This is a genomic window from Mediterraneibacter glycyrrhizinilyticus, from assembly GCF_015560805.1.
GTDB lineage: Bacteria > Bacillota > Clostridia > Lachnospirales > Lachnospiraceae > Schaedlerella > Schaedlerella glycyrrhizinilytica_A.
Genome location: NZ_JADMSO010000005.1, coordinates 156,768 through 177,612, shown reverse-complemented (window position 1 = coordinate 177,612; position 20,845 = coordinate 156,768). Strand labels below are relative to the sequence as shown.

Sequence of the window (20,845 nt, the reverse complement as noted above, 5' to 3'; positions counted from 1 at the left end):
ATTTTCTCTGACTTTCTCAGGCTTTTTCCGGCTCCTCATAGGTCTCGCCGAATGTTTCTACCGTCACTTTTTTCATAACCTGCGCCTCCAGCGGTCTGTCGCTGTAATCGGTCGCCGTCTCTGCGATCTTGTTGACGATATCCATGCCCTCTGTGATCTTTCCGAATGCGGCGTAAGCTCCGTCCAGATGCGGAGATTTCTCATGCATGATAAAGAACTGGGAACCTGCGGAATCCGGATGCATTGCACGCGCCATGGAAAGCACGCCCGGATCATGTGCAAGGTCATTCTTAAAACCATTCTGTGAAAATTCCCCTTTGATGTTGTATCCCGGGCCGCCCGTTCCGGTTCCGTTCGGACATCCGCCCTGGATCATAAATCCGCGGATCACACGGTGAAAGATCAGTCCGTCATAATATCCTTTGTTTACAAGAGATACAAAGTTGCGTACTGTATTCGGCGCGATTTCCGGATACAGCTCCGCTTTCATGATATCTCCGTTTTCCATCTCAAATGTTACAATTGGATTTGCCATGTTTCTTTTCCTCTTTTCATTTTTATTCTTTCTGATCGCGGCGTTCAAACAGGATCAGCCCGCCTTTTTCTTCACAGCCTGTATTCCACAAGTCTGCCAGATCCAGCACTGCCGATTCCCCGTAAGTTGCCACATCGATCCGAAATGAGTGTTCTGTCTCCTCATAACCATAACACAAAAACCAGTGCCAGACAAAGTCTTTATATTCCGGATTTTGGTGTCGGAGCATCAGATACGGCACCGGCAGCCCCCGATCGATCTGCATTTTGATCACCGCCGCGGCTTTCTCCGCACTTTCGCTGCCGTCAAATCCACGCATCGCAAGGCACTTTTCCCCGCGATCCGCAAGATACCGTGAAAAACCCTCGATAAACATGGAAAGCTTTTTCACACCGCCGACTCTCGGACGGATGTAAGGCTTCATCTTCATTCCAAATTGAATATAATCCTCTTTTGTAAGATTTTGGATGTCATAAGGATAAAGGTGTTCCTCCCCCTGCCGTGCAAAATAAATACAGCAGTCGCAGGCGGTCGCCGCCGCACAGCCCCCCATATACATTACCACATTGCGGAACCATTCCTGATTGCCGCCCACTGCCTCGTCAATTGTAAAATACTCAAGCTGTCTTTTCATTGTTCTGTCCTGATTCCCTATTCTTAACGCTCCTCGCGGAAGTAATTCGTTCCGCAGCTCTTCGGCTGTGCATGTTCTTTACTCTCGCGCATACTCGTGATGACAAGTACAAGGATCGTCGCCACATATGGAAGCATATCATAAATCTGTGCCGGAAGTCCCGGGATATTGACATACATACGCATGATCGTAAGTCCTCCGAATACGAGCGCAACCAGCATGCCGCGAAGCGGACTCCATGTTGCAAAGATAACAAGCGCAACCGCCAGCCAGCCATAACCGCTGACGCATCCGTGTACCCATACGCCGGAAGTCGTTACCATACTCATGTACATTCCGCCGATGCCACAGATGCCGCCACCGATGACCGTTGCAAAATATTTATATTTTGTCGTATCGATTCCGGCTGCATCCGCAGTTGCCGGACTCTCTCCGACCGCCCGGAGGTTCAGTCCCACGCGGGATCTGTTGAAAAACCACGCCATCGCGATCGCAAGGATGATCGCAAAATATACAAGCCAGTTATACTGGAACAAAAGTTTTCCGAGCACCGGAATATCGGAAAGCACCGGGATCTGTATTTTGGAAAACGCCGCTTTTGTCACGTCGCTGACCGCCACATATCCTCCCGCTTTCTGACCGATATATTCTCCGAAGAAGTTACCGAATCCGGTTCCGAAGATCGTCAGCGTCAATCCGGTTACATTCTGGTTCGCACGGAGCGTGATCGTCAAAAAGCTGTAAATCAACGCACCGAACGATCCTGCAAGGAAAGAACACAAAAGCGCGATCAGTGCGGAAAGCACGCCGCTCACACTTCCTCCGGCTTTGATGACCGCCTGCTCATAATAATAGGAACCCGCAAGTCCGGTGATCGCACCCATGAACATCATACCTTCCACACCAAGGTTTAAGTTTCCTGATTTTTCTGTCAGGATCTCCCCGAGCGCCCCGAGCAGAAGCGGTGTTCCGGCAAGTACTGCCGCGATAAATAAACTATTTAATGTACTAAACATCTTCTTCCTCCTTTCCACGCAAGATCAGTCTGTATGAAATAAAGAACTCGCATCCGAGCATGAAAAACAGGATGATTCCGATCAGCAGATCCGCTGCCGACGCCGGGATCTTAAACTGCGTCTGAATCGTATTGGCGCCGCGTTCCAGCATCGCGATAAATACCGAAACGACCAGCATACCGTATGGATTCATTTTTGCCAGCCATGCCACCGTGATCGCCGTAAATCCGACACCTCCTGCGATTCCCTCTGTGATCGTATAATCCGCGCCTGCAAACTGCAGCATACCGACCAGACCGCAGAGCGCACCGGAAATAAACATCGTCCGGATGAACACTTTGCTCACATTGATCCCGGCATAGCGGGCTGTATTATTGCTTTCTCCAACAACCGCGATCTCATATCCCTGTTTTGTTTTCGACAGGTAGATCGAAGAGATCACAACGATCACGAGCGCAAGGATCCATCCCCAATGTACGCCGAGCACTTTCGTAAGACGCGCTCCCGGCGCCAGCATCGCGATCTTCGGAAAGCTGCTGCCCGGCGCTTTCCACGGTCCGTTCATCAGATATTTGACAAAGGCAAGCGCGATATAGTTGAGCATCAAAGTAAACAACGTCTCGTTCGTTCCCCATTTTGCTTTGCACACTGCCGGAAGCAGTCCGTAAAGACCGCCTGCCAGAATACCTGCCAGCATCATCAGGATCACAAGCGGTACTTTCGGCAAAATGTGTGCGGTAAACAATCCGAAATATCCTGCTGCCACCGCACCGACGATGATCTGTCCCTCGCCTCCGATATTCCAGAACTTCATCTTAAATGCAAAGGAAATACCGATAGCAGTGATCAGAAGCGGTACGGCGATCTTGATCGTCTCACGGATGACCGTGGAAGATCCCCACGCACCGACTACCATGGAAGTATAAACCGAAAACGGATTATGCCCCAACGCAAGGATCACAAGCCCTCCCGTGATCAGCGATAACAAAAGCGCTACTCCGCGAATGCACCATGCTTTCTGATTGGAGAGTGTATCGCGCTTCGCCATACGGATCAACGGTTCTTTTCCCTTTCCTTTTTCTGCGCTCATGATCTCACCTCCCCGTCTGTCTCATTCCTATTTTCTTCTTCGTCCCCTGCGGCTGCTCCCTGATCCTCCGGTTTGTGATCTACATGGATCATCATCAGTCCGATTTCCTCTTTCGTCACCGTCTTCGGATCTACGATACCGCTGACTTTTCCACCGCAGAGAACCATCAGTCTGTCCGACAATTCCATCAGAACGTCCAGATCTTCTCCGATAAAGATCACGGCAACGCCCTTTCTCTTCTGCTCATTCAAAAGATCATAGATCCGGTAGGAGGAATTAATATCCAATCCGCGCACCGGATATGCCACGATCAACACCGACGGACTGCACGCGATCTCACGTCCCAGCAATACTTTCTGGACATTTCCGCCGGAAAGACGTCCGACCGGGGTCTCCACACCCGGCGTTACGATCTCCAGTTCCTCGATCAACTTTTCAGACAGTTCTCTTGGCTTTTTGCGATCCACAAAAATCCCTTTATTGTCCTTATAACTTCTAAGCATGACATTATCCGTCATATCCATACCGGCAACCAGTCCCATACCAAGGCGGTCTTCCGGCACATACGCCATCGCGATCCCCTTTTTTGAGATCTCATCCGGTTTCAGCCCCAGAATCCTTTCTTTCACAACAGTTCCGGTTCCCTCATGCTCCACCGAATACAATACCGATCCGCCGATCGACGGATACAGACCTGCGATCGCCTCACACAACTCTTTCTGACCGCTTCCCGCAATCCCGGCGACTCCCAGTATCTCTCCGCCGTATGCGGTAAACGATACGTCATCCAGCGCTTTCACACCGTCCCCGTTCAGACAGGTCAGCCCGATCACCTGAAGCCGTTCCACTTTTTCTTCCACTTCCGGACGATCGATCTTCAGACTGATCGGTCTGCCGACCATCATTTCCGTCAGCTGTGCCTGATTCGTTTCTGCTGTATTGACTACACCGATGTACTCGCCTTTTCGCAGGATCGCCACACGATCGGAGATCGCCATAACCTCGTTCAATTTATGTGTGATGATAATGATCGACTTTCCGTCTTTCTTCATATTACGGAGCACGGCAAAAAGTTTCTCTGTCTCCTGCGGCGTCAGAACCGCGGTCGGCTCGTCCAGGATCAAAATATCCGCTCCACGGTAGAGCACTTTCAAAATCTCCACTGTCTGCTTTTCCGACACTGCCATATTGTAGACTTTCTTCGACGGATCCAGATCAAATCCGTAGCGTTTTGCCAGTTCTTCCACTTTTCGGTTGATCTCTTTCCGGTTGACGGTCAGACCGCCGTCCAGTCCCAACACAATATTCTCCGCTGCCGTCAGCACATCGACCAGTCGGAAATGCTGATGGATCATTCCGATTCCAAGCGAAAACGCATTCTTCGGAGAACGGATCGTCACCGGCTTCCCATGTACATAAATTTCTCCGTGATCCGGAAAATAAATTCCCGACAACATATTCATAAGCGTTGTCTTGCCGCTTCCGTTCTCTCCGAGCAGTGCAAGGATCTCTCCCTCCCGAAGTTCTAGATCGACGTCTTTGTTTGCGATAACTTTACCAAATGTCTTGGTTATCCTGTGCATTTTGATCGCAAGCTCATTTGATGCACTCAAATCTTCACCCTCTTTCATCATTCTCAGATCTCTTCTTATCGTACCAAAAGATACGGATTTTCACAAGAAAGAATCACCGGAAGTGCCAAAAGGCATATTCCGGGATTGTAAGCAGTCGCCAAGGTCTCGGGCAAGCCCGGACTTTGGCTCGTCGCTTATATAAAAAAACAGGTCTGCCCCGCGACAGACCTGTTTCCAATCACAGTGATTATTCTACCACATTACATCCCTCAACAATATAGCACCAGGACGGAGCGGATTTTTCTTCCTGCTCATGATAGTAATCTCCCTCAGCAATCTCGATAGTCTCGCCTTCCGGGCTTGTTCCTTTCAGCGGTCCCTCAAATACATGGATCTCACCGGAGATCAGTTTCTCTTTTGCTTCGTCAATTGCTTCCTGTGTACCCTCTGCTGCAATATCTGTATTCAGCGGAGACAGATATACGGCTTCATCTCCGAGACCTTTGCACCAGTCTGTCGGGATCTCTTTACCGTCGATCATCGCCTGTACCGCTTCTGTTACATAGATACCCCAGTCGATTCTTGCGGAGATCAGAGATGCTTTCGGCGCAGCCTCGATCATATCGTTGTTGTATCCAACCTGCCATACGCCGTTCTCTTCTGCTGTCGTAGCCGGTGCTGTAGAATCAGAATGCTGTGAGATCACGTCGCATCCGCGCTCGATCAATGCTTTTGCAACCTGAGACTCTACAGTCGGGTCGTTCCAGGAGTTGGTGTACATGATATCCATCGTCACATCCGGATTCACACTCTTTGCTCCAAGATAAAATGCGGTATATCCACTGATCACCTCTGCAAACGGGAATGCCGCTACATAGCCAAGCTTGTTGCTCTCTGTCTTCATACCTGCTGCGATACCTGCCAGATAACGTGCTTCATAAATAGAAGCGAAATAGTTGTGCATGTTGTCAAGTCCGGCATCCGATGCCTGATAACCTGTTGCATGGCAGAACTGCACTTCCGGATATTCTGCCGCAACTTCTTTTACATAATCTTCAAATCCGAAGCTGGTTGCGAAGATGATATTACATCCTGCATCGACCAGTTCGCGAAGCGCTGTGTCGCACTCTGCATCTTCCGGCACATTGTACTTGTTGATGATCTGGTCATCCTCAAGACCAAGCGCTTCCTGCATCTCTTTTGTACCGATCTCCTGATTATATGTATATCCCATATCACTCGGATCGGAAATATGTACAAATCCTACTTTAATATCTTCTTTTGCGATTCCCTCTGCCGCCGCTTCTGTCTTTCCCTCATCTGTCTTCTCTGTGGTATCTGCTGCCGCCGGTGCTCCGCATCCGCCGAGAAGCCCTACTACCATCGCTGCGCTGAGCAATACGCCCAAAACTTTCTTTTTCATAAATGCTTTCCTCCTATTCTAAAGGTCCTCCCCGCCTGTTCCTCCGTCAGTAGGGGATAAGTGTACACACTAATCTTACCTATTTGTATAAGATAAATCAACCGTAAGCCCCCACTTTTGTGATTACATTTACTTATAACTTATAATAAGTACTATTCTGACTTCCGCAATTTCCCGTTTTTTCCGCCTAAATGATCCGTACTGGTCAAAGTGTACACTTCCCTTTTATTTTTTTAGTCACTCGTGACATTGTCCCGTTTTCACTCTTCCCGTATACTAAGAACCAGATAACAACGACACATATTTAAAGGAGGCTGTTTCAAATGGCAAGTTTATCATTAAAAGGAATCGAAAAAAAATATCCGAACGGATTTCACGCAGTAAAGAACTTCAATCTTGATATTGCGGACAAAGAATTTATCATCTTCGTAGGACCATCAGGATGCGGAAAGTCAACAACGCTTCGTATGATCGCAGGTCTGGAAGATATCACAGACGGAACATTGGAGATCGACGGAAAAGTAATGAACGATGTAGAGCCGAAAGACCGTGACATCGCGATGGTTTTCCAGAACTACGCGCTGTATCCGCATATGACCGTATATGACAACATGGCGTTCGGACTGAAACTTCGTAAAGTCCCGAAAGACGAGATTGACAAAAAAGTACGCGAAGCCGCAAGAATCCTCGATCTGGACAAACTGCTCGACCGTAAACCGAAAGCGCTTTCCGGTGGACAGAGACAGCGTGTTGCCATGGGACGTGCGATCGTTCGTAACCCGAAAGTATTCCTGATGGACGAGCCGCTCTCCAACCTGGACGCGAAGCTGAGAGTTCAGATGCGTATCGAGATCTCCAAACTTCACGAGAACTTAGGCGCAACGATCATCTATGTAACTCATGACCAGACAGAGGCTATGACACTGGGTACAAGGATCGTTGTTATGAAAGACGGTGTGATCCAGCAGGTTGATACACCGCAGAACCTGTACAATACACCTTGCAACCTGTTCGTTGCCGGATTTATCGGATCTCCGCAGATGAACTTCATGGACGCAGTCGTAAATGTTGCCGGAAACGACGTAACACTTTCCATCGGAAACCATGTTCTGCGCGTACCGGAGAACAAAAAGAAAGCGCTCATCGACGGCGGTTACAACGGAAAAACAGTTGTCGTAGGTATCCGTCCGGAAGATGTTCATGACGATCCGGATTTCATCGCTGCAAATCCGGGCAGTGTGATCACATCCAAGATCAAAGTATACGAGCTGCTCGGTGCGGAAGTATTCCTGTACTTCGATGTGGAGGGAACTCAGATGACTGCCCGCGTAAATCCGCGTACAGAACTCAGAACCGGAGACGACGCTAAATTTGCTCTGGATATGAACAGAATCCATATCTTTGACAAAGAAACAGAGTTGACGATTACCAACTAGTCATATAAAATAAAAGCAGCGCAGATGCGAGGCATAAATCAGGAGGGGGGCTGTACAAAAGATTGTGCAGCCCTTTTTCTCTCTTTTATGCGGCGCAGCAGCAATAAACGATTAAAAACGAGGTCTATCTATGGAACAGGAAACATATACACCGGACTTACAACATCCGGATTTTTCATCCGGTAGCACGCCTGCTGTCCATCTGCAGATACAGGCTGCCCTGCACGAACTGAAGCGTCTGACCGGTGTGACGCTGACTCTCCCGGCAGAAACTCCCGAGGATGAGGAAGCGGCGCTCAGGCAGATCCGCTGTCTGTGCACTGCCTATAAAGAAAAATATAATAAAGCACAGTTTCTGCTCAGTCTGATGACCGATTCCGTCCCCTCCTATGATGTGGCGGAACGTGCACTGCGTCTGCACATCGCTCCGGATGAAAACCGGATCCTGTTTCTTCTGGAATCGCGCAGTATTTCCGATGATACGGTGCTTGAGATCCTCAAAAATCTCTTCCCCGCACAGAGCAGGATCTATCTGATCCCCGTAACGGAAACACAGCTTGCGGTCTTAAGACCGCTTCACGCTTCGGAAAGTGAAGAGGATCTTCCGCAGATCGCCCACACGATCGTAGACACACTCAATACCGAAGCGCTGGCTCATGTACAGGTTGCATACAGCGGACTTGTAAAAAATCTTCTGGAGCTCTCGCGTGCATACAAAGAGACGTCGCTGGCATTAAAAGTCGGGCGACTGTTTGGTTCCGGACAGAATGTATTTCCTTACAACCGTCTCGGGATCGGAAGACTGATCTATCAACTTCCCCGGTCTATCTGTGAAAATTTTCTCTCAGAGATTTTCGGAACAGAGATCCCGTCCGCTGCGGATGAAGAGATGACCGTCACGATCGACCGTTTTATGCAGAATAACCTGAACATCGCGGAGACTGCACGTCAACTCCATATGCACCGTAATACGCTGATCTACCGGCTGGAGCAGGTAGAAAAAAGGACCGGTCTGGATCTTCGCCGTTTTGAAGATGCCATGACCTATAAAATTGCCTCCATGGTACTTAATTATTTACAGACAGAAAGGAACTCTCAGACATGAATGACGCTTATTATGAACAACTTGTAGCCCGGAAATCCCGACCGCTCGACATGGTGATCCGTTTTCTTACGATTCTCGTGATCGTCGCCGTCGCTGTATTCGGAATGCCGTTTCTCGGAATTTTCTCCTTTTTCCTGGCAGTAGTTCTTGCATTTCTCGCATACTACTTTATCTTTCCCCGCCTGGATGTGGAGTATGAATATGTCCTGCTGAACCACGATATGCAGGTTGACGCGATTTACAGCAAAGCTAAACGTAAAAAAATGATGACATTCGACATCCAGCAGGCTGAGATCATGGCGCCGAAAGCATCGCCCCGGCTTCACTCTTACCAGCCCGCAAAAACATACGACTTTTCTTCCGGACGTGCGGACGCTCACAGCTATTCCATGATGCTGATGATCGACCAGAAGCTGACATGCATCGTGCTGGAACCGGATGAAAAGATGATGGATCATATGAAATCCTGGATGGGAATGAAATTGTATATGGACTAATGATCACGGCGTCAGTGTACAATGGATATACGCGATTGGGGTCTGCTCTTCATCGACCGTTCCACCCTTGTACACCGACGCCGACGCTACACTCTGATCTTTTCCATCACACTTCCGATCGGCGCTGCGATCGCCAGATTTGCGCGCACATCCCGGGCAGTCTCCGATTTGTTGATCAGCACCAGATATTTCCCATGAAAATAATCAATAAAACCTGCTGCCGGATAAACAACAAGAGAAGTTCCGCCGATGATCAGCATATCCGCCTCGCTGATCGCGCGCACCGCCCCGCTGATCGTCGCAGGATCCAAGCCCTCTTCGTAGAGCACAACGTCCGGTTTGATCATACCGCCGCATTTTTCACAGCGGGGGATCCCCTCGGCATTTTTCACATACTCCGCATCATAAAACGTATGACAGTCCATACAGTAATTCCGCAGAATGCTTCCGTGAAGTTCATATACCTGCCTGCTTCCTGCCGCCTGATGCAGTCCGTCGATATTCTGTGTCACAACCGCGGATAGCTTCCCTGCGCGCTCCAGCTCCGCCAATTTCAAATGTGCCGGATTCGGTCTGGCATCCAGAATCATCATCTTCTCTTTATAAAATTCATAAAATGCTTCCGGATGTTTCACAAAAAAGCTGTGACTGACCACTTCTTCCGGTGAATACCGGTATGCCTGATGATAGATCCCGTCTGCGCTTCGAAAATCCGGGATTCCGCTCTCCGTCGATACGCCGGCGCCGCCGAAAAAGACGATCCTGCTGCTTTCATCGATCATCGCCTGCAGCTGTTCGATCTCCTGCTCATACATTATGCCACCCCCTCTACTCGTCTGTCACATTCCCTGCATCGATATGTTTCTGCACGATCTCCTGCATACACTCCCATACTGTTTCTGACGTCTCCGCCACTTTTTCATTCCGCTTGTAAATCTGCGACTTCTTTACGTCATGTTCACTCCAACTGCGTCCGCCGCTCGCATCATTCAACAAAAGCGGCTGAAAATTATCCAGCAAATGTGCATACTTCGCATCTGCACTTTCATAGGCTTCAAATTCATCCCACAATTCCCGGAAATACCGTCCCTGATCTTCCGGGAGCAGTCCGAAGATCCGCTCCGCGGCGCGCACTTCCCGTTCCCGTTTCGTCTTCGCGCCCTCAGAATCGTATGCATAAGTATCCCCTGCGTCAATCTCCACGAGATCGTGGATCAGCACCATCAGCATCACACGCGGAACGTCTACCGGCTCTTCCGCGTGTTCCTGAAGCAAATATGCCATCAGCGCAATATGCCAGGAATGTTCCGCATCGTTCTCTTTCCGCTTGCCATCCGCCAGATAAGTCTGCCGGAAAATATTTTTCACTTTGTCGATCTCGGTGATAAACCGGATCTGCTGTTCCAGACGTGTCATTTTCGTTTCCTCCTGTTTCACTCAGCGATTCTTCCTGTCGTTTCAATCAAAAAGGGATCGACCCGCAGATGCGGCGACTTAGCCGGCTCTTTTGGAATCAATCCCTGCATTTTGTTCTTACAATTCATCCACATCGGCATACAAGGGGGAAAACGGTCGAAAAGCACCGATATCACACGGTTTGAAGCGATTTCCCCTTGTACACTGACACTACAATACGATCTTGCCTGTTGTCTCTTTATTGATCACATAATAAGCCGCGGACTCTTCCGGTTTCAGATAAATCTGAACCTCTTTCATATCGCCGACTTTATTTCTCAGTTCTTTTGTCCATACATTTTTTACCATCTGAAGAATCTCTTTTTCCGCATATTCTTTTCCGGCAAACTGCAGATACATCTCCGTTTTCAGTTCTGCCTTTGCTGCGGTCTTCTTCGCCGGCGCTTTTTTTGCCGTCGTTTTCTTCGCAGGAGCTTTTTCTTCCGTCTTTTCCTCTTTCGCATCTACGAGGACGGCTGCCTTTGTCTCGATCGCTTTTGTTGAATCTTTCTTTGTCTCGATTGCTTTCTGCGCCAGTTTTTCGACTTTCTTTCCTGCGGTTTCTTTGACTGGTTCCGCTTTGACCGCTTCTGCTTTCACTTCGTTTGCTTTTGCTGCTTCCGTTACTGCCTCTTCCTTTGCTGACTCAACTTTTGCTGTCTCGACTTTTGTAGCTTCAGCGGCTGTTTTTACTGCCTTTGCTGCTTTTGCCGCAGCAACTTTTTTTGCTACTCTTTTTGTTGCCATAAACTTACTCCCTCCTGCAAAACACTCAAGCAATTATAGTTTATGCCAGTTTCACTCTGACATCATAAAATTACTTTCCGTATTATAAGGACATTGTTATTTTTGCTACAAACGGTATTATAACGCAATTCCCCAACAAGGTCAAATTTTCCCGATCTCGGCTGTTTTTTACAATTTCTTATCTTCTGTCTTTTTCTCAGCTGCTTTCTTATAACGGAGCGCACAGACGTCGTCGCCTTTCGCGATACATTTCGGCAGTTCCAGAACGCTGTCAAACCGCGCACCGATCCCATGATCCCCGCACATTGCAATGTCACAGAGCTGCGCGATCTCTTCCTCCGAGCATCCGGCTTTCTGCCATGCCTTTACAAGCGGACAATAATGAAAATCCAGATACAATGTTTCGTCGGTATTCTCCAGTACGTCCATCTCAAATACCCACTGCGCCGGTTTCGTAAATAATGTTTTTCTCAGACCTTTCAGGCTCTTTGTCTTTCCCTTTTTCACAAGATTTTTCCCTTGCGCCAGACCGCATCTTTTGATCGCTGCCGCCGCAAAATCATTGGGATCCAGCCCGCGTTTCTTTGCCTCATCACAGAGCAGGTACAGCCATGACGCCCGATGTTCCAGCTGCTCCCGGATTGCCACGATCAGTTTGCTCTTGATCTTAGGTTCATTTTTCACTTTACTCATACGCCTCCGCCTTTCTGTTATCATTAGCGTCAGTGTACAAGGGGGAGCGTATATTTCCTTATAAAATGTTTTATTTCATATTTCTAAAATTCTTTCTTCTCCATGATCTTACTGCTTATTCTATAAGATATAAGAAAGAGCACAGCGACTATGGCGAACATGGCAGCGATCAAACCGCCGATCCCGAGATCGGACATGGAATTTAAAGAAGCGATGATACCAAGTCCGAGCAGCTGATCCAGCTTGACAAATAAAAATCCAACGATGAAAACGGCTCCGAGTACACCGAGAATGGCAATTTTTCCTTTTTCACTTCCGAATTTTAAATGAACCGGAAGCATAAGAAGAAGCAGGAAAAGAAACATCGGGAAAGACATTCCGGCGGTCATCAGCGAATCCGAAATAGAATAATTGCCGAAAATGAGTCCGAATATCATACAGAGGATCAAACTGATCAGGCAAGAACAAGCGCCGGTGAGGAAACCGAAGACATACTTCTCCAGCGCATAAAGTTTGCGTGTGATCGGCAGTGAAAATAAAAATGCGTTTCCATTGTCAAATTCATCGTAGCTGATCGTGCTTAAAGTGAAGACTGAACCGATGAATGTCAGGTATCCGATGATAAAAGACGGGTTTTTGACAAATACGGTTAGCACAACCGCGATCGCAATGATCGATAAAAAGAAATTTTTCTGCATCATCATAAGTTTAAAATCTTTGATCAATAATCCTTTCATATAGCGGCACCTCGAATCATCATAGTAATCACATTGTCGATCGTTCCGTTTTCGATCACGATCTGTGGGTAATTGTCCAGATAAAATTGCTTCTGATCTGTCAGACAGCAATATCCGAAAGATTCCTTTTTCACTTTTAAAATATACTGCTTTTCCAGCGTTTCATACTGTTCGGCATTGACTTTCAGAAGCGCGTAGTCAGAAAGCAGGACGTCGGTGTCTTCATGCAGGACGATCTTTCCGTCATGGATCATATACAGATCGTCGCAGAGACTTTCCAAATCGCTGGAAATATGGGAACTGATCAAAATAGAACGTTCCTCATCCTGTTCCATAAAACTGCGAAGAAGATCTAAAAGTTCGTCCCGTGCAATGACGTCCAGACCTGCCGTCGGTTCATCCAGAAGCAGAAGACGCGCATTGTGGGAAATGGCAACGAGAACTTTCAGTTTCGCTTTCATTCCGGTGGAAAATTCTTTGATCTTTTTCGTGCCGGAAAGTCCGAATTTTTCAAGATTTGTAAGGAAAAATGCTTTGTCAAAATCCGGGTAAAGATTTTTCAGGATCGGCACAAGATCCTGTGGTGTGATATAACCGCTGAATCCGGAATCGGACAATACAACGCCGAGTTTCTGTCTGTCTGCGATCGTCAGTTCGTGCATGTCTTTTCCGAACAGCGAGATCTGGCCGCCGTCAGTGGAGATCAGCCCGAGAATAGACTTAAATGTGGTGCTTTTTCCGGAGCCGTTCTGCCCGATTAGTCCGGTAATACATCCCGGAGCAACGTGCAGGGAACAGTCCAGTGAAAAGGACGGATAATTCTTTTTTAAATGATTGATCTTTAACATGGTCTAATCCTCCAAAATAAGTTCAAATAAGCTTCGGATCTCTTCAGTGCTGAGTCCGTAACGTCTGCCTTTTTGAATGGCCAGTTCCAAATCGGCTTCGACTTCTTTTTTTTGTTCTTCCAATAGAAGTTCCGGGTTTGCTGCAGCAACATAGGTTCCTTTTCCATGGACGGTGACGGCGAATCCCTCGGATTCCAGATGATCATACGCCTTTTTTACAGTCAGAGCGCTGATCTTGAGTTCTTTGGAAAGGGCGCGGACAGACGGAAGACTGTCGTTTTCACGAAGAGAGCCGTCGCGGATCTGCGTCTTGATCTGCTCCATGATCTGTTCATAAATCGGAACCATCAGAGAACTGTTGATAATGATATGCATATGGAAATACCTCCTCTGTACGATAAACAGTATATAACACATAATAACTGTCGTCAACTGTTATATGCTGTTTGTTTGAAAAAGTTTACTTGCGGGAGAGCATTTTTATGTGGTTGGAATCCATGTCCGGAGGTGGTATACTGAATATAAAATTCAATGATAATATAAGTACAGAAAATTGTACATTTTATTTTGGAGGTGAATCCTATGTTAGCAGTCAATTATACCGAATTACGAGGAAACCTGAGAGAATACATGGATAAAGTCTCTGATGACTTTGAAACACTTATTGTAACTCGCAAGAAAAATAAAAATATCGTAATGATATCTGAAGAGACATATAACAACATGATTGAAAATATGTATCTTATGGGAAATCAGACAAACTATAAGTGGCTTATGGAATCCAAGAAACAATTGGAAGACGGCTTGCTTCAGGTAAAAGAACTGCTCGAGGTTGCTGCGGATGAATAAAGTTTTTACAAAAAATGGATGGGATGATTACATCTACTGGCAAACCGAAGACAAGAATACATGGAAGAAAATTAACAAACTCATTGAGGATCTCTGTAGAAACGGTAATTCCGGTCTCGGAAAGCCCGAACCATTACTAGGTGATTTATCCGGATTTTGGAGTCGCAGAATCAACGAAAAAGATCGATTGGTTTATAAGATTGACGAACAGAATGTATATATCATTTCATGTAGATATCATTACTCAGATCACTAAAATCTACCTCATTTTAAATTTTCTTTTCAGAACGAAAAAGCACCGGTAAACCGTGTATTTACGGTATCCGATGCTTTTCATTCAATGCGGAAGAAGAGACTTGAACTCTCACAGGATTAACTCCCACTAGAACCTGAATCTAGCGCGTCTGCCATTCCGCCACTTCCGCTCGACAAGTGATATAATACCATAGCTTTTCATCGTTGTAAAGCCTTTTTTCAAAATTTTATTGGCGGATTTTTATATTCAAATCCGCCAATTTTCTCTCTTATATCATTCAGTCAGTAATTTTATTTTTCTTTTTTTGTATTTGTTTTAATTATCTGATTTCTTCAGAATTATCAACTCTTTTTCACAAAGGTGACTCCACATTTCGGACACCGGACTTCGATCTTTCCTTTTCCCCGCGGGATCCGGATCTTCTGCCTGCATCCGGGGCAAGTATAAATATGGTAGATCCGTCTTTGTTTCATCAATTCCAACTGCTGTTTGAAAAAGCTGCGTATCTTATATGTTCGCGCAAGAAATGCCTGATTCTCCGCATAGCGTTTCGTCACATTCCGCGAAAACATCCGGTAATAGCAGTAAATGATCAATGCCCATCCGACCACATACCAGATCATCCGCACCGTATCGCTGGATGAAAATGACGAGAATAAAACGACGACCAATCCGCAGATCAGCAGGAATTTGGAAAGGGTATCGGTTCCATACCGTCCTTGCATAAACCGGATCAATTTTTCTTTCATGTTCTGATCAACCTCACTTTTCTGATATGTGTCCATTCTCTTCTCTTTTCACGCGTCTGTCAATAAACTGCCGATTAAATAACTATAAATTTTGCCGTCTAACGCTCTATAAGCTTTTCCGATCTGATTGCACTGAATTTTACTGCTCTTCCCCGGCATTTAAAATATTGTCGCAGATTTCCTCGCTGATCAGATAGACGATCCGTGAATCGTTTATCATCACATATCGGTTACCGCTTCCGTCGTCACCGCCGATATAGAGTCTCAGCACATTTTCTTTGTCACTTTCCGTATAAACCGCCTCGACCGTGATCCGTGCAGTCTCATCCAGGCTATATTTTGCCAGATCTGCATCCACCACGGAATAATCTGCTGCCGAGCTTAACTTCACCGCTCCCAGTCCGCCTGCCACTGCCGCGATCGCTTCCGCGTCGTCTTCATTTTCGGAATCGTACGTTGTCGTCCCGCCATTTTGTGTGATCGTTTCTTTTTTCAAATTGCCGCTGCCGATATTCGGATATTCATCCAACTGCGCCATCTCTTCGAGGGAATGTTGAAATACGTCGATCACATTGCCGACCGTATACACCGTCTTCGTATCGTCAACCGTCAGATAATAGCCGTCATCCACCGCATTTCCAAAATACAATGTCGTCTCTGTTCCGTCTTGATCCGTCAGCGTCACCTGATACTGTGGTTCATCCAGGCCATATGATGACAACTCGTCACCGTCTTTCAATTCCCGCTTGACTTCCAGCTTTTCAAATGTGTTCTCCATCTCTTCCGGATACTGCTGTGCCAGTGGGAAATCCGGGTCTTCCATATAAATCCACGTTTCCTGATCTGCCGTTTTTTCAAAAGTCATCCCGTCTGTTCCGCTTTGATACCGGATCTTCGTCATATCCGAAATGTCCGTCACATAAATCTTTTGTTCCGCCGCTTTTTTCGTCTCCGCCTCTTCTGTTCTCCGGTTCACCGTGCGCAGCGCAAATAATGCCGCCAGCAGGATCGCCAGCACCCCGAGCAGGATCACCGCCTGTTTCTTCTTTTTCTTCATCCGATCCGCTTCCTTTCTGTTTTATGCGCGCCGCCTGCGGAACCATACGACAAATCCGGCTGCCAGTACCATGATCGGAATACCGAAGATCACAAACAGGCTTAAAATTCCCGGATACTGTACCGTATTATATTCTACCGCCAGACTTTTCGGCTCGACCGACACATTTTCCACATCGTCAAAATTAGCCGTCACCACATTCATAAACAAGGTTGTATTTTCTAACGTCGTAAATGTATCCGTGATCTGCGCATCGATCAAGCTTCCCGCCGAAATCACCGTCAGACGGCTCTCTTTTTCATCATCCAATGCTTCCGTAGCTGTCGCGCCAAGCGTATAAGAACCCTCGCTCTGGGATTCTTCCGTCACCGCAAACGCATTTTGTGAAGTCTCCATGAACGCCTCGGTCGTGATCGTATCCCGTGCCGCCGCTGTCAGATTCAGACCATGCGCATTCGCCAGAAGCACCATCTCGGACGTCAGACCATTCGCCAGATCCCCGGATGCGGAAAGCATCGGGAAGAAGTAGTAATAGTTGCCCTGATATGCGCGCTGCGGATCCGCGATATAACCGTCTGCCGCTTCCAGTCCGTAAGTTTTCATCAGCGCGGACAGATTCGGCAGTTCTGTGGCATTTGTATCTCCCAGGAGGATCATCACATTTCCTCCGCCGGAAAGATATGTCTCCACCGCCGTTTTTTCTTCCTCCGTCAGGTCTTTGGCAGGCGCATACATCAAAAGAAGATCACAGTCCTCCGGTATTTCCGGATTCATCAGCAAATTTAGCTCTGAAAGCGTATAATTATTTTTATCCATCAGATCGCTCACCGTCGCTGAAAGCGTTGCCTCCCCGTGTCCCGCCGTTCGGTAAATCTTCTTGCTCACGTCGCCGGTCACATAATTGACCGCGCTGGTAAGCTGTCCCTCTCCGTCGAACTCCATTTCCGATGCAGTTCCCGTATAATAGTAAGAATACATATCGGACACGATAATATCTCCAAACGAAATCTGCGTTGTCTTCCCTGTCTCTTCCCCGGTCACAACGATCGTATTTTCCGCAGCCTCATACTCGCTAAGCGCCGACGGGTGCAGCACAGGATCGATCCACTCCACGGATATGTGATCCGATAGACTTGCATATTTACTTAAAAATGTCTTGATCCGTTCGTCGGCATTTTCTTTCACTGCCAGCACCGTCAATGTGACGTCCTGATCCAGTTCTTTTAAAAGTTTTCTGCTCGTCTCGCTGATTTCATAAATGTTGGTACTGCTCACATCGATATTCCGGTATTTTTCCGGGAGCTGTCCGACGATAAGATTCGCGACTACAATGATCGCAAGCACGATCGCTGTGATCCCGACACTATACGTCCCCTGTTTCGTGCCCGTTGTTTTGAATAGATTTTTGATTTTTTCCACAGTCCGCTCCTCCTAACTCCAACGCCTTTTCTGAATCACCTGCACGGTCAGAAATACAAACATCGCCGCAATTGACAGATACAGTACGATCCCGCTGACATCAACGATCTGGTTGGTCGTGATGCCGGTAAATACATTGTCAAGCGCAAGTCTTCCGAGGATCGTGGAAAGAAGATTTTCATACACACTGGATTTTATAAAATACACCGCCACATTTCCGATCACTACGATCGCTTCCAAAACTGCGCTCAAAAACCAGTTTGACGTCATCCTCCAGATATAGAGGACTACCAGGCTCAGCAGGAGAATGATCCCGACCATACAGCCGCTCGCCGAAGACGGCAGAAATCCCAGTATTCCATCCCACAAATATAAAACAAGCAGGATCCCAAACGTACTGATATAAGCGATCATCGGGCTTTCCGTCAGCGCGGACAAAAACATCCCGATCGCAAGATACACGCATCCTAGCAGGAAAAAGACCAGAATGGAAATATAATCTGATTTCAAATAAGCGACTCCGCTCATTTGAATGATCACCGGAAACAGACAGAAAATCAGGTTCGGAATCGCCACGACGGTCACCATCGCAAAATATTTTCCGAGTACGATCTTCGTCAGACTGACCGGCGCAGTCAAAAGAAGCTGATCCGTCTTATTTTTCCGCTCTTCCGAGAAACTTTTCATCGTGATCAGCGGAATCCCGACAAGGAACACGATCAAAGATCCCGACAGCGTATAAGAAAAATACGGATATCCCATGTTTAAGTTGTACGCCGTAAAATAGATTCCGGTAATGATGACAAGAAATGCGACAAACACGCATCCGGTCATCGACTGGAAATACGATCTCAATTCCCGTTTATAAATTGCCCGCATGTTCGTGTTCCTCCTCTCCTTGTGTCAGTTCGATAAAGATTTCTTCCAGACTCGCCTTGGAAGTTTTCAGCATCAGAAGTGGATACTCTGATTTTGCAAATGCATAAAATACCGCTTCTCTGATATCCTGCCCCTCTTCCACTTCCATTTTCGCCAGCGTCGTTTTTTCCTGTGGTTCTCCCTCTCCGATCGTTTCTGTTGTGATCGTCCGGATCCCATGCATATTTGACAGGATCGTCCGCACCGTTTCCGGCTGTGCTTTCGTCTCGATCTCCACCATTTCCGCTCCGTTCATCAAAAGTTCCAGATGCTCCGGCGTGTCGCTTGCCACAAGTTTTCCTTTCGAGATAATGAGGATCTCGTCACAGACTTCCCGTGCCTCCGCCAGAATATGCGTGCTTAAAATGACCGTATGCTTTTTTGCCAGCCCACGGATCAGCTCGCGGATCTCAATGATCTGTTTCGGATCCAGTCCGACCGTCGGTTCGTCCAGAATGATGATATCCGGAAATCCGAGGATCGCCTGCGCAAATCCGACTCTCTGCCGATAACCTTTCGACAAGTTCTTGATCAGACGATGTCCCACTTCCGAAAGTTTTGTGAGCTGCATCGCCTCCTCCAATGCATCTTCCCGCTGTTCTTTTGGGATTCCTTTTAATTCTGCCGCAAATTTCAAATATTCCATCACCGTCATATCGGTATACAGAGGCGGGATCTCCGGAAGATATCCGATATGCTTCTTCGCCTCCTCCGGCTCCTTTAAAATATCATGTCCATCGACGATCACTTCCCCCGACGTCGCGCCGAGATATCCGGTCATGATATTCATTGTCGTCGATTTTCCCGCGCCGTTTGGTCCCAAAAAACCGTAGATCTTTCCCGCTTCCATCTGAAAGTCCAGGTGATCTACGGCAAGATGATCGCCATATTTCTTTACTAACTGCTTTACTTCGATCAAGTCCATACCTCCCTGTCAAATTGTTCCTGTTTGCATGCTATGCAAGTCCGATCCGCCGAATGCATAAAATTCATCCCGGCAGACTCCCCCGGACAGCACAAGAAAAAAATACCAGTTGACTGTGAAGTTTCTGTGTTGGAAATGTGAGGATTTTCTGACGAGAAAACAGCGGTTCATTTTCGACAATTTATTTCGGGTGATTTATTTTAGACAGAAAAGAAATGACGGAACGGAAAATGACGTGCTATAATATACCCAAAATAATTTGATTTTTACAAAGGAGACCGCTATGTCTGAATTACAAATCGCATGGTTAGAATTAGGAATCGTTGGCGGACTTGGGGCAATCTTCGTTTTCGTCGGTATTATAATGGTTGTTGTCATCAGTCGCAAGAATAAATTATGTACACGTCAGACCAACGGCGTTGTTACAGGACACCGATTTCCCGGTCAGGGAAAAATGTATCCGATCATCGAATACATAGTGGATGGAAACAATTATCAGACTAAGAAACAATTTCGCGGGGTCAAGGTAATAAGAATATCCGGCTTTCCTATCCATGTACAATCAAAAGCCTATGAAGATGACAAAGGCTGGCTGCATATAAAAATCGGACCACTCGCAAATTTACGCCAGCTCGCTGAGCAATTATGGCCGATCGGCAGTAAAATGACCGTTTATTATAATCCGGACAATCCGGAAAAGTGTTATGTGGAACGACCGTTTTCAGGAGGTTTTACTTCCACGATGTTCATTGTAATGGGACTGGTAACGATCTCTTTGAGCGTGCTGGTCTTCTTTTTGATACAGTTATAAGTAATAATAAATGAACCTATAAAACAGGCGATATTTCATAAATGATCCACCGCTTATCATCTTATGAAGCA

At 46.9% G+C, this 20,845-nt stretch carries 24 protein-coding genes and 1 tRNA gene; 6 read left to right on the top strand and 19 right to left on the bottom strand.

Translation table 11 applies throughout. From position 1 onward, the window contains the following. Nucleotides 1-16: 16 nt before the first annotated feature. From I2H87_RS07090 to I2H87_RS07065, 6 genes are all read right to left on the bottom strand, one after another. On the bottom strand, nucleotides 17-535 hold the full coding sequence (locus I2H87_RS07090; RefSeq protein WP_009266620.1) for a peptidylprolyl isomerase: 519 nt from the start codon (nucleotides 533-535) through the stop codon (nucleotides 17-19). A gap of 22 nt (nucleotides 536-557) precedes the next feature. Continuing rightward, nucleotides 558-1,169, bottom strand: coding sequence for a hypothetical protein (locus I2H87_RS07085; protein ID WP_195609598.1), 612 nt, complete (start codon nucleotides 1,167-1,169; stop codon nucleotides 558-560). A gap of 23 nt (nucleotides 1,170-1,192) precedes the next feature. Beyond that, the gene (locus I2H87_RS07080) at nucleotides 1,193-2,185 is read right to left on the bottom strand and encodes an ABC transporter permease (RefSeq protein WP_009266622.1); all 993 of its coding nucleotides are present in this window, start codon (nucleotides 2,183-2,185) and stop codon (nucleotides 1,193-1,195) included. Beyond that, entirely contained in the window at nucleotides 2,178-3,275 is a 1,098-nt protein-coding gene (locus I2H87_RS07075) for an ABC transporter permease (RefSeq protein WP_022152195.1), read from the bottom strand. The genes I2H87_RS07080 and I2H87_RS07075 overlap by 8 nt, the downstream gene beginning before the upstream one ends. Next, nucleotides 3,272-4,909 (bottom strand): ABC transporter ATP-binding protein, encoded by a 1,638-nt coding sequence (locus I2H87_RS07070; protein WP_009266624.1) that lies wholly within the window; start codon nucleotides 4,907-4,909, stop codon nucleotides 3,272-3,274. The genes I2H87_RS07075 and I2H87_RS07070 overlap by 4 nt, the downstream gene beginning before the upstream one ends. Nucleotides 4,910-5,096: 187 nt before the next feature. Beyond that, a complete protein-coding gene (locus tag I2H87_RS07065; RefSeq protein ID WP_009266625.1) occupies nucleotides 5,097-6,272 on the bottom strand; it encodes a BMP family ABC transporter substrate-binding protein in 1,176 nt (391 codons plus the stop codon). Nucleotides 6,273-6,595: 323 nt separating this feature from the next. Here I2H87_RS07065 and I2H87_RS07060 point away from each other — a divergent pair, with 323 nt between their 5' ends. From I2H87_RS07060 to I2H87_RS07050, 3 genes are all read left to right on the top strand, one after another. Continuing rightward, entirely contained in the window at nucleotides 6,596-7,708 is a 1,113-nt protein-coding gene (locus tag I2H87_RS07060; RefSeq protein ID WP_054704975.1) for an ABC transporter ATP-binding protein, read from the top strand. A 130-nt stretch (nucleotides 7,709-7,838) separates the two neighbouring features. Continuing rightward, nucleotides 7,839-8,813 carry a PucR family transcriptional regulator gene (locus I2H87_RS07055; protein ID WP_243273892.1) on the top strand — a complete coding sequence of 325 codons (975 nt, stop codon included), beginning with the start codon at nucleotides 7,839-7,841 and terminating at the stop codon, nucleotides 8,811-8,813. Next, on the top strand, nucleotides 8,810-9,310 hold the full coding sequence (locus tag I2H87_RS07050; RefSeq protein ID WP_009266628.1) for a hypothetical protein: 501 nt from the start codon (nucleotides 8,810-8,812) through the stop codon (nucleotides 9,308-9,310). The genes I2H87_RS07055 and I2H87_RS07050 overlap by 4 nt, the downstream gene beginning before the upstream one ends. 86 nt (nucleotides 9,311-9,396) lie before the next feature. Here the strand turns inward: I2H87_RS07050 and I2H87_RS07045 are convergent, their stop codons facing one another. From I2H87_RS07045 to I2H87_RS07015, 7 genes are all read right to left on the bottom strand, one after another. Further along, complete coding sequence (locus tag I2H87_RS07045) at nucleotides 9,397-10,125, bottom strand: NAD-dependent protein deacylase (protein ID WP_009266629.1); 729 nt, start codon at nucleotides 10,123-10,125, stop codon at nucleotides 9,397-9,399. A gap of 13 nt (nucleotides 10,126-10,138) precedes the next feature. Beyond that, the gene (locus tag I2H87_RS07040) at nucleotides 10,139-10,726 is read right to left on the bottom strand and encodes an HD domain-containing protein (protein ID WP_009266630.1); all 588 of its coding nucleotides are present in this window, start codon (nucleotides 10,724-10,726) and stop codon (nucleotides 10,139-10,141) included. A 210-nt stretch (nucleotides 10,727-10,936) separates the two neighbouring features. Next, a complete protein-coding gene (locus I2H87_RS07035) occupies nucleotides 10,937-11,512 on the bottom strand; it encodes a DUF6465 family protein (protein WP_195609597.1) in 576 nt (191 codons plus the stop codon). A gap of 168 nt (nucleotides 11,513-11,680) precedes the next feature. Next, nucleotides 11,681-12,205, bottom strand: a complete 525-nt coding sequence (locus tag I2H87_RS07030; RefSeq protein ID WP_195609596.1) for an L-2-amino-thiazoline-4-carboxylic acid hydrolase — start codon at nucleotides 12,203-12,205, stop codon at nucleotides 11,681-11,683. A gap of 83 nt (nucleotides 12,206-12,288) precedes the next feature. Next, the gene (locus I2H87_RS07025) at nucleotides 12,289-12,942 is read right to left on the bottom strand and encodes an ABC-2 transporter permease (RefSeq protein ID WP_009266633.1); all 654 of its coding nucleotides are present in this window, start codon (nucleotides 12,940-12,942) and stop codon (nucleotides 12,289-12,291) included. After that, a complete protein-coding gene (locus I2H87_RS07020; RefSeq protein ID WP_009266634.1) occupies nucleotides 12,939-13,790 on the bottom strand; it encodes an ATP-binding cassette domain-containing protein in 852 nt (283 codons plus the stop codon). Before I2H87_RS07020 ends, I2H87_RS07025 begins: the two co-directional genes overlap by 4 nt. Nucleotides 13,791-13,793: 3 nt before the next feature. Further along, nucleotides 13,794-14,165 (bottom strand): GntR family transcriptional regulator, encoded by a 372-nt coding sequence (locus I2H87_RS07015; RefSeq protein WP_195609595.1) that lies wholly within the window; start codon nucleotides 14,163-14,165, stop codon nucleotides 13,794-13,796. Between the two features lie 207 nt (nucleotides 14,166-14,372). Between I2H87_RS07015 and I2H87_RS07010 the strand changes: the two genes are divergently transcribed. Next, complete coding sequence (locus tag I2H87_RS07010) at nucleotides 14,373-14,639, top strand: type II toxin-antitoxin system Phd/YefM family antitoxin (RefSeq protein WP_009266636.1); 267 nt, start codon at nucleotides 14,373-14,375, stop codon at nucleotides 14,637-14,639. Beyond that, nucleotides 14,632-14,895, top strand: coding sequence for a Txe/YoeB family addiction module toxin (locus I2H87_RS07005; RefSeq protein WP_195609594.1), 264 nt, complete (start codon nucleotides 14,632-14,634; stop codon nucleotides 14,893-14,895). Before I2H87_RS07010 ends, I2H87_RS07005 begins: the two co-directional genes overlap by 8 nt. Before the next feature lie 85 nt (nucleotides 14,896-14,980). Here the strand turns inward: I2H87_RS07005 and I2H87_RS07000 are convergent. From I2H87_RS07000 to I2H87_RS06975, 6 genes are all read right to left on the bottom strand, one after another. Beyond that, nucleotides 14,981-15,064 (bottom strand) — tRNA-Leu (locus I2H87_RS07000). 172 nt (nucleotides 15,065-15,236) lie between these two features. Beyond that, the gene (locus tag I2H87_RS06995; RefSeq protein WP_117550021.1) at nucleotides 15,237-15,644 is read right to left on the bottom strand and encodes a zinc ribbon domain-containing protein; all 408 of its coding nucleotides are present in this window, start codon (nucleotides 15,642-15,644) and stop codon (nucleotides 15,237-15,239) included. 139 nt (nucleotides 15,645-15,783) lie between these two features. Then, nucleotides 15,784-16,701: a DUF4340 domain-containing protein gene (locus I2H87_RS06990; RefSeq protein ID WP_195609593.1), complete on the bottom strand. Its 918-nt coding sequence runs from the start codon at nucleotides 16,699-16,701 to the stop codon at nucleotides 15,784-15,786. A gap of 21 nt (nucleotides 16,702-16,722) precedes the next feature. Further along, nucleotides 16,723-18,120 carry a GldG family protein gene (locus I2H87_RS06985; RefSeq protein ID WP_117549695.1) on the bottom strand — a complete coding sequence of 466 codons (1,398 nt, stop codon included), beginning with the start codon at nucleotides 18,118-18,120 and terminating at the stop codon, nucleotides 16,723-16,725. 12 nt (nucleotides 18,121-18,132) lie between these two features. Beyond that, complete coding sequence (locus I2H87_RS06980; protein ID WP_009266641.1) at nucleotides 18,133-18,999, bottom strand: ABC transporter permease; 867 nt, start codon at nucleotides 18,997-18,999, stop codon at nucleotides 18,133-18,135. After that, entirely contained in the window at nucleotides 18,983-19,957 is a 975-nt protein-coding gene (locus I2H87_RS06975; RefSeq protein WP_195609592.1) for an ABC transporter ATP-binding protein, read from the bottom strand. The genes I2H87_RS06980 and I2H87_RS06975 overlap by 17 nt, the downstream gene beginning before the upstream one ends. A 289-nt stretch (nucleotides 19,958-20,246) precedes the next feature. On the opposite strand from I2H87_RS06975, the gene I2H87_RS06970 reads away from it, so the two are divergent. Next, a complete protein-coding gene (locus I2H87_RS06970; RefSeq protein WP_009266643.1) occupies nucleotides 20,247-20,774 on the top strand; it encodes a DUF3592 domain-containing protein in 528 nt (175 codons plus the stop codon). Nucleotides 20,775-20,845: the final 71 nt, after the last annotated feature.